Origin of the sequence: Caballeronia sp. (assembly GCF_049581465.1) — a bacterium.
GTDB lineage: Bacteria > Pseudomonadota > Gammaproteobacteria > Burkholderiales > Burkholderiaceae > Caballeronia.
The window spans coordinates 1-7,902 of record NZ_JBAUSA010000275.1 but is presented as its reverse complement, the minus strand read 5'-3'; the positions used below and the strand labels follow the sequence as shown (position 1 = coordinate 7,902).

General features: G+C 60.6%; 5 protein-coding genes and 1 pseudogene. 3 read left to right on the top strand and 3 right to left on the bottom strand.

Translation table 11 applies throughout. The features are described from left to right. Positions 1–8 precede the first annotated feature (8 nt). Positions 9–293: a hypothetical protein gene (locus tag WCA53_RS06835; RefSeq protein WP_423907250.1), complete on the top strand. Its 285-nt coding sequence runs from the start codon at positions 9–11 to the stop codon at positions 291–293. After that, positions 290–820, top strand: a complete 531-nt coding sequence (locus WCA53_RS06830) for a helix-turn-helix transcriptional regulator (protein ID WP_423907248.1) — start codon at positions 290–292, stop codon at positions 818–820. The genes WCA53_RS06835 and WCA53_RS06830 overlap by 4 nt, the downstream gene beginning before the upstream one ends. A gap of 93 nt (positions 821–913) precedes the next feature. Here the strand turns inward: WCA53_RS06830 and WCA53_RS06825 are convergent. The 3 genes and pseudogenes from WCA53_RS06825 to WCA53_RS06815 all read right to left on the bottom strand — a co-directional run. Further along, positions 914–2,824 (bottom strand): annotated as a pseudogene (locus WCA53_RS06825) (propionate--CoA ligase); the annotation flags it as partial. Positions 2,825–2,949: 125 nt separating this feature from the next. Continuing rightward, positions 2,950–3,714: a 5'-methylthioadenosine/adenosylhomocysteine nucleosidase gene (locus WCA53_RS06820; RefSeq protein ID WP_423907245.1), complete on the bottom strand. Its 765-nt coding sequence runs from the start codon at positions 3,712–3,714 to the stop codon at positions 2,950–2,952. Next, a complete protein-coding gene (locus tag WCA53_RS06815; protein WP_423907242.1) occupies positions 3,711–6,089 on the bottom strand; it encodes a UvrD-helicase domain-containing protein in 2,379 nt (792 codons plus the stop codon). Before WCA53_RS06815 ends, WCA53_RS06820 begins: the two co-directional genes overlap by 4 nt. Positions 6,090–6,253: 164 nt before the next feature. Here WCA53_RS06815 and WCA53_RS06810 point away from each other — a divergent pair. Then, a partial coding sequence (locus tag WCA53_RS06810; RefSeq protein WP_423907240.1) for a valine--tRNA ligase occupies positions 6,254–7,902 on the top strand: 1,649 nt, incomplete at its 3' end.

Below are 7,902 nucleotides of genomic sequence, written 5' to 3'. Positions count from 1 at the left end.
GGCCATAGATGACTCGATCACAGCATCCAAAGAAAGAGATTGAAGAAGCGATACGGCACGCAGAAACGCAAGGCTGGCGCGCCGAGCAAGGCGGCAGTCATGCATGGGGACGAATCTATTGCCCCTACAACAGCAACGCATGTAGATGCGGAGAGTTCTGTATCACAAGCATCTGGAGCACGCCGAAAAATGCAATGAACCATTCTCGCGCTATCAGGCGGGTCGTCGACAACTGTGCGTTCCAGGCAAAGCAGGACGCCGGGGCATCTAAAACATTGAGCCAATCGCCATGACGGAATACACGTTCACATTGAAGTACAAACTATCGGATGCAGATTGCGACCTGACTGAGCTGGTGGAACGCCTGGGCGCTGCCGGATGCGACGACGCGTTGATTGGCGTTGGCCAACCAGGGCGACTTGCACTGGAGTTCACGCGCGAATCGTCGAATGCCGAGGCGGCGTTGATGAGCGCCTTGAGGGATGTAAGGGCGGCAATCCCGACGGCCACCCTGATTGAAGCGGCTCCGGACTTTGTTGGACTGACCGACGTAGCCGATGCGATCGGTGTGACGCGGCAAAACATGCGCAAGTTGATGCTATCGAACCCGACAACGTTTCCATCGCCCGTCCACGAAGGTAGCGCCGCCGTATGGCATCTGGCGGAAATACTGAAATGGTTGAGCGCGAAGGGGACGTATCGACTGGAACAGACGGTGCGGGAAATTGCGGAGACGACCATGCAAATTAACCTGGCCAAATCGAGCGAACTGCTCTCGCCAAAAATCCAGCGAGCGTTGCAAGACCTGGTGCATTCATAGCATAGCGGCGAGCCACGACGCCAGAAAACCCCAGCATGGGAGCGGGAGTGTGAAGGCGGCGGCGTACACCCATAAGCGCGCGATGCCGCAGAATCAGAGCCCCAACGCGTCGCGAACCTGCGCCAAGGCGCCCACATCCTCAATAGTCGGCAATTCACCGGCCTCCTTCCCTTCAGCCAACGCAGCAATTGCCCGGCGCAGCAACTTCCCCGAGCGCGTCTTGGGCAGCATCGATAAAAAGTACACCTTCGCAGGCCGGCCAATCGCGCCCAATTGCTTGTCGACGCTACGAGCCAACTCCGCTTCGAGCCTCTCGCGTGCGCCGTCCGCGTCGAGCAAGCGCAAGTCCCTTAGCACGACAAACGCGATCGGCACTTGCCCCTTGATGGCGTCGGCAATACCGACCACCGCGACCTCGGCCACAGCCGGATGACTGCTCACGGCCTCCTCGATCTCGCGCGTGCCCAACCGGTGCCCCGCCACGTTGATCACGTCGTCGGTACGACCGAGGATCGATACATAGCCGTTCTCGTCCCTCACGCCCCAATCGAAAGTCGAATACAACTGGTGCCCGGGTACGCTCGTCCAATAGGTCTTGACGAAGCGTGAATCATCGCGCCAAACAGTCTGCATGCACCCTGGCGGCAACGGATAACCGAGCGTGACCACACCCTTCTCGCCGGGCGGACAAATCTCGCCGGTCAGTTCATTGCGTAGCGTTAGCGCAAAGCCCACGGAAGGCACACCGGGAGACCCGAGCTTCGGTGGCAACGCTTCGATACCCCGCGGAATCGCGATCATCGGCCAGCCGGTTTCGGTCTGCCAATAGTTATCGATGACGGGCTTTTTCAGGGCAGTTTGAATCCATTCGGAGGTGGGCTCATCGAGCGGTTCGCCGGCAAGGAACAAGGCCCGCAAGCTTGATAAATCCGCCTGCTGCATCAGCTTCGGATCCTGCTGCTTGAGCACGCGCAACGCGGTCGGCGCCGTGAACATGAGGTTGATCTTGTGCTGTTCGATGATGCGCCACCAGATGCCGCCATCGGGCCGGATCGGCGTGCCTTCGTACATCACCGTCGTCAATCCGGCGATCAGCGGTGCATAGACAATGTAGCTATGGCCGACCACCCAGCCGACATCGGACGCGGTCCACATGACATCGCCGGGCTTACCCTCAAAAATGTGTTCCATCGATGCCGCCAGCGCCACCGCGTATCCACCCACATCGCGTTGCACGCCCTTCGGCTTGCCGGTCGTCCCCGAGGTGTAGAGCACGTACGAAGGTTCGTTCGATTCGAGCCAGACGCAGGGAATGTGGGCGTTGAAGAACCGTTCGCGCAGGGGTTCGTATGACACGAGATACGACGCCTGCAGGCGTTCTGGCGCCAGATTCCGGTCGATCAATAACACTTGCGGCACTTTGTGCGTAGCGCGTGCAAGGGCTTCGTCGATGAGCGGCGTGTAATCGATCACCTTTCCCGAGCGGGCGCCTGCATCGGCAGTGACGATGAGAACGGGTGTGCAGTCATCGATACGCGCCGCCAGGTTTGGCGCGGCGAAACCACCGAACACGACCGAATGGATTGCGCCGAGCCGCGCGCACGCGAGCATGGCGAAGAGCGCTTCGGGGATCATCGGCAGGTAGAGCAGTACGCATTCGCCCTGCTTGACGCCGAGCGAGCGCATGACGGCGGCCATCCGGTTTATTTCGGCGTGCAGTTCGGCGTAGGTGTAGCGTCGCTCGATACCGGTTTCAGTCGATACGTACACGATCGCGTCTTGATGCGCGCGATCGGCAAGATGGCGATCGACAGCGTTGTAGCAGAGGTTGGTCGTGCCGCCGGTAAACCACCGCGCAAACGGCGGATTGCTACGATCGAGCACATGCTCGAACGGGGTTTCCCAATGGATGCGGCGCGCCTGCTCGCCCCAGAACGCTTCCGGTTCGTCGATCGAACGACGATACGTTTCGTGATAGCCCGGCATTCGAACCTCTGTCTGAGAGCAGAAACGCGGACGACGAGCGCACGCGGAAAATTTGCTTCAGCATAGTTCAGGCGTTCCAGCACGACTAGAGAGGGCGCGCCCTGATTCGAGCGGTTGCGCGGGCTGGGCGCAAAGACGAAAACCTACGGCGCTAGAGCCCGCCGCGCAACCAGGAATCGTTGCAAAATCCCCGACGAGTAGGTCCCTCCAAGGGCATGCAGAAACTCGATAAAAGACTCGGGCGCGTCGGCATCGGCGGTATCTGAAACGGTACGAACGACCGCAAACGGCACGTCGTGTTCAAAACAAACCTGCGCGAGCGCCCCGCCTTCCATCTCTACGGCGAGTGCATCCGGCAATGCCGAACGCAGTGCGTTGACCTCGGCGTGACTCGATACAAACCGGTCCCCGCTCACAATCATCCCGCGATAAACCTTCGGCGGATGCACGCCGAACCTCGCTTCAAGCGCGCTATGTTCATCAGCGAGAAAACTAGAACAGGCGCTGGCCAGTGCGGAACTCAACGCCGAATCGGCACTAAACGTGGCCATTCCCAGCAGCGGCACTTCAAACCTCGGAAACAGCGGCGACGCGTCGAGATCGTGCTGCATCAGCGATTCGCCGATCACGATATCGCCGACGCGCACATCGGGATGCACGCCACCGGCCACGCCCGTAAACACGATTTCATCAACGCCAAAAACGTGAATCAGCGCAGTCGCCGTGGTCGCGGCCGCTACCTTGCCGATCCGGGCAAGCGTCGCCACGCAAGGCACGCCGAAGGCCACGCCGATGTGATATTCGCGGCGACCGATGACCTGGACACGCACCTCACCGCAAGCCTTCATCGATTCGATGAGGCTTCCCAGTTCCTGCGGCAACGCGGCCATGATCCCGAGCAAACTCATTCCACCGCCTGCAACTTGGCAACGGCCAAAGCGAGCCATTTCTCGCCGTGCCGCCTGAAGCGAACTTGCGCACGGGCATCGCCGCCCGAACCTTCCAGCGCGATCACCGTGCCTTCGCCGAACTTTGTGTGGAATACAGGTTGCCCGACCTTGAAGCCGGTATCGGCGGCGCGCTGGTTGTTGGCGAACGCGGGCAACGGCTTTCCGGCGTCGGGATCGGCATACGCGGCGCGCTCCCCGCGTTCCCCGCGTTCCTTATCCGGCCGCTTGAACCAGTCGCCGCCCCAGCCGGCGTTATCCGAACGGCCGCCCCAGCGCGCACCCGCCTCCATTTTCGGCGTGAGCCACTTCAAAGAGTCTTCCGGGAGTTCATCGAAGAAACGGGAACGGATGTTGTAGCGCGTCTGGCCATGCAGCATCCGGCTCTGCGCAAACGACAAATACAGCCGCTCCTTCGCCCGCGTGATCGCAACATACGCGAGCCGCCGCTCTTCCTCTAGACCATCGCTTTCCTGTGCGCTGTTTTCGTGCGGAAACAGTCCCTCTTCCAGGCCGGTGATGAACACCGCCATGAATTCCAGGCCCTTCGCCGCGTGAACCGTCATCAACTGGACGGCGTCCTGGCCGGCTTGCGCCTGGTTGTCGCCGGCCTCCAGCGATGCATGCGATAAAAACCCCGCCAACGGCGTCATGGTGTCGGGATTCTGCGCGGGATCGCTGGGACTTTCGGGGTCGAGCACATCGACGGAAGGGTCATCGGTCGCCAAGCCGATCTCGAGCGCGGCCGTCGCGCCCGGACGCAACGGAATGGAACGCGCGGGGGTGTCGAGACCGTAACCCTCCTCGCTCACAAACGCGGCCGCCGCGTTCACCACTTCCTGCAAGTTTTCCAGCCGATCCTGCCCTTCGCGCTCGTTTTCGTAATGCGTGGCCAATCCACTCGCGCGGATCACGTGTTCGACCGTTTCCGGCAAGCTCATCTGCTGCGTTTCAGCGCGCATCTTGCCGATCAGCGTCGCGAACGCAGCGAGGCTCGACCCTGCCTTGCCTGCCACGTAAGCCACGGCGCTAGCCATCGAACAGTCGTAGAGACGCGCGGCGTCGGCGAGTTGTTCGATCGATCGCGCACCGATCCCGCGCGTCGGAAAATTCACGACGCGGGCGAACGCGGTGTCGTCATTCGGGTTATCGATCAGGCGCAGATACGCGAGCGCGTGCTTCACTTCCTGGCGCTCGAAAAACCGCAAGCCGCCATACACACGATACGCAATGCCCGCATTCACCAGCGTGTGCTCGATGGTCCGCGACTGCGCGTTGCTTCTATACAGGATGGCGATCTCGCCGCGCGCCGCGCCGGCATGAATCAGCGCCTTGATTTCCTCGACGATCCAGCCCGCTTCCTGCGTGTCGGTGGCGGCTTCATAGACGCGCACCGGCTCGCCGTGGCCGGCGTCGGTACGCAGATTCTTGCCGAGCCGCCGGGAATTCTTCGCGATCAGGAAGTTCGCCGTGTCGAGAATATGGCCATGCGAGCGGTAGTTCTGCTCCAGCTTGATCAGGTTGCGCACGTTGTACTCGCGCTCGAAGTCGGTCATGTTGCCGACGTTCGCGCCACGAAACGCGTAGATGGACTGGTCGTCGTCGCCCACTGCAAAGATCGCGTTGTGCTCGCCGGCCAGGATCTTCAGCCACGCGTATTGCAGCTTGTTCGTGTCCTGGAACTCATCGACGAGAATGTTCTTGAAGCGGGCCTGGTAATGCGCGCGCAGCGGCGGATTGTGCGCCAGCAACTCATAGCAACGCAGCAACAGCTCGGCGAAATCCACGACGCCTTCGCGCTGGCACTGCTGCTCGTACGCCGCGTACAGCTCGACGAACTTCAGGTTGAAGGAATCCGTGGCATCGACGTCTTTCGGCCGCAACCCCTGCTCTTTCGCGTTGTTGATGAAGTACTGGAGATTCTTCGCCGGATACTTTTCATCGTCGATATTCAAGCCCTTCATCAGGCGCTTGATGGCCGACAACTGATCGGCGATATCGAGGATCTGGAAACTCTGCGGCAAGCCTGCGTCACGAAAATGCGCGCGCAGCATCCGGTTGCACAAGCCGTGAAACGTGCCGATCCACATGCCGCGCGTATCGATGGGCATCATCGCGGTCAAGCGCGACATCATCTCCTTCGCGGCCTTGTTCGTGAACGTGACGGCAAGAACGGTCTGCGGCGACGCGTAACCCTGCTGGATCAGCCACGCGATGCGCGTGATCAGCACGCGCGTCTTGCCGCTGCCCGCGCCGGCCAGGATAAGTGCCGACTCGTTGGGCAGCGTGACGGCGGCAAGTTGTTCGGGATTCAGATTGGCGAGCAGATCGGGCATGGGGCGAGTCTTCCGGTGGGTCGAACATTATAAGACCGCTCCAACCCGGCCGTTTTTGAAACGTCGGGGTATTCACGCCGCAAATCGACGGCCTGAATGGCGAAGACCTTATAATTCGCCGATATCCCGCAATTTTTTCACGTATTTTTGGCAGATCCCATCCCATGAGCGACAACACGCTTGCGAAGAGCTTCGAGCCCCAGAACATCGAGTCCCATTGGGGCCCGGAATGGGAAAAACGCGGTTACGCGACCCCGACCTTGATCGAAGGCAAGAAGGATTTCTCCATCCAACTGCCGCCGCCGAACGTCACCGGCACGCTCCATATGGGTCACGCGTTCAACCAGACCATCATGGACAGCCTGACTCGCTATCACCGCATGCTCGGCGAAAACACGATGTGGCTGCCGGGCACGGACCACGCGGGCATCGCCACGCAGATCGTGGTGGAGCGTCAACTCGACGCACAAGGAGTGTCGCGCCATGATCTCGGGCGCGAAGAGTTCCTGAAGCGCGTCTGGGAATGGAAGGAGCAATCCGGTTCTACCATTACGAATCAGGTGCGCCGGCTCGGCGCGTCGATCGACTGGTCGCGTGAATATTTCACGATGGACGACAAGATGTCGCCCGCCGTGGTCGACGTATTCGTCACGCTGTACAAGCAGGGCCTGATTTATCGCGGCAAGCGGCTGGTGAACTGGGACCCGGTATTGGGCACGGCCGTTTCGGACCTCGAAGTCGCGAGCGAAGAGGAAGACGGCAAGCTGTGGCACATCAACTATCCGCTGCCCGACGGCAGCGGACACCTGACGGTTGCGACCACGCGCCCGGAAACCATGCTCGGCGACACGGCCGTGATGGTGCATCCGGAAGACGAACGGTATGCGCACCTGATCGGCAAGACGATCATGCTGCCGCTGTCGAATCGGGAGGTTCCGATCATCGCGGACGAATACGTGGATCGCGAGTTCGGCACCGGCGTGGTCAAGGTCACGCCCGCGCACGATTTCAACGACTATCAGATCGGCCTGCGCCACAAGCTGCCGATGATCGAAATCCTTACGCTCGACGCAAAAATCAACGGCAATGCGCCGGAGAAGTATCGGGGAATGGATCGTTTCGATGCGCGCAAGCAAGTGGTCGCCGACCTGGAGGCGCTCGGATTGCTAGACTCGGTCAAGCCGCACAAGCTGATGACGCCGCGCGGCGACCGGACCGGCGTCGCACTCGAGCCGATGCTCACGGACCAATGGTTCGTCGCAATGAGCAAGCCCGCGCCGGAAGGCACGTTCAATCCGGGCAAGTCGATCGCGCAAACGGCGCTGGACGTGGTGCGCAACGGCGAAATCAAGTTCGTCCCGGAAAACTGGTCGAATACGTATTACCAATGGCTCGAAAACATCCAGGACTGGTGCATCTCGCGTCAACTCTGGTGGGGCCACCAGATTCCCGCCTGGTACGGCGACAACGGCGAGATTTTCGTCGCGAAGACCGAAGTCGAAGCGCGCGCTGAAGCAACCGAAAAGGGTTATACGGGCGGCTTGAAACGCGACGACGATGTGCTCGACACGTGGTTTTCGTCAGCGCTCGTGCCATTCTCGACGCTCGGCTGGCCGAACGACACGCCGGAGATGAAGCACTTTTTGCCATCGTCCGTACTGGTTACGGGCTTTGACATCATTTTCTTCTGGGTGGCCCGGATGGTGATGATGACCACGCATTTCACCGGCAAGATTCCTTTCGACACCGTCTACGTGCATGGCCTCGTGCGCGACGCGGAAGGCCAGAAAATGTCGAAGAGCAAGGGCAACAC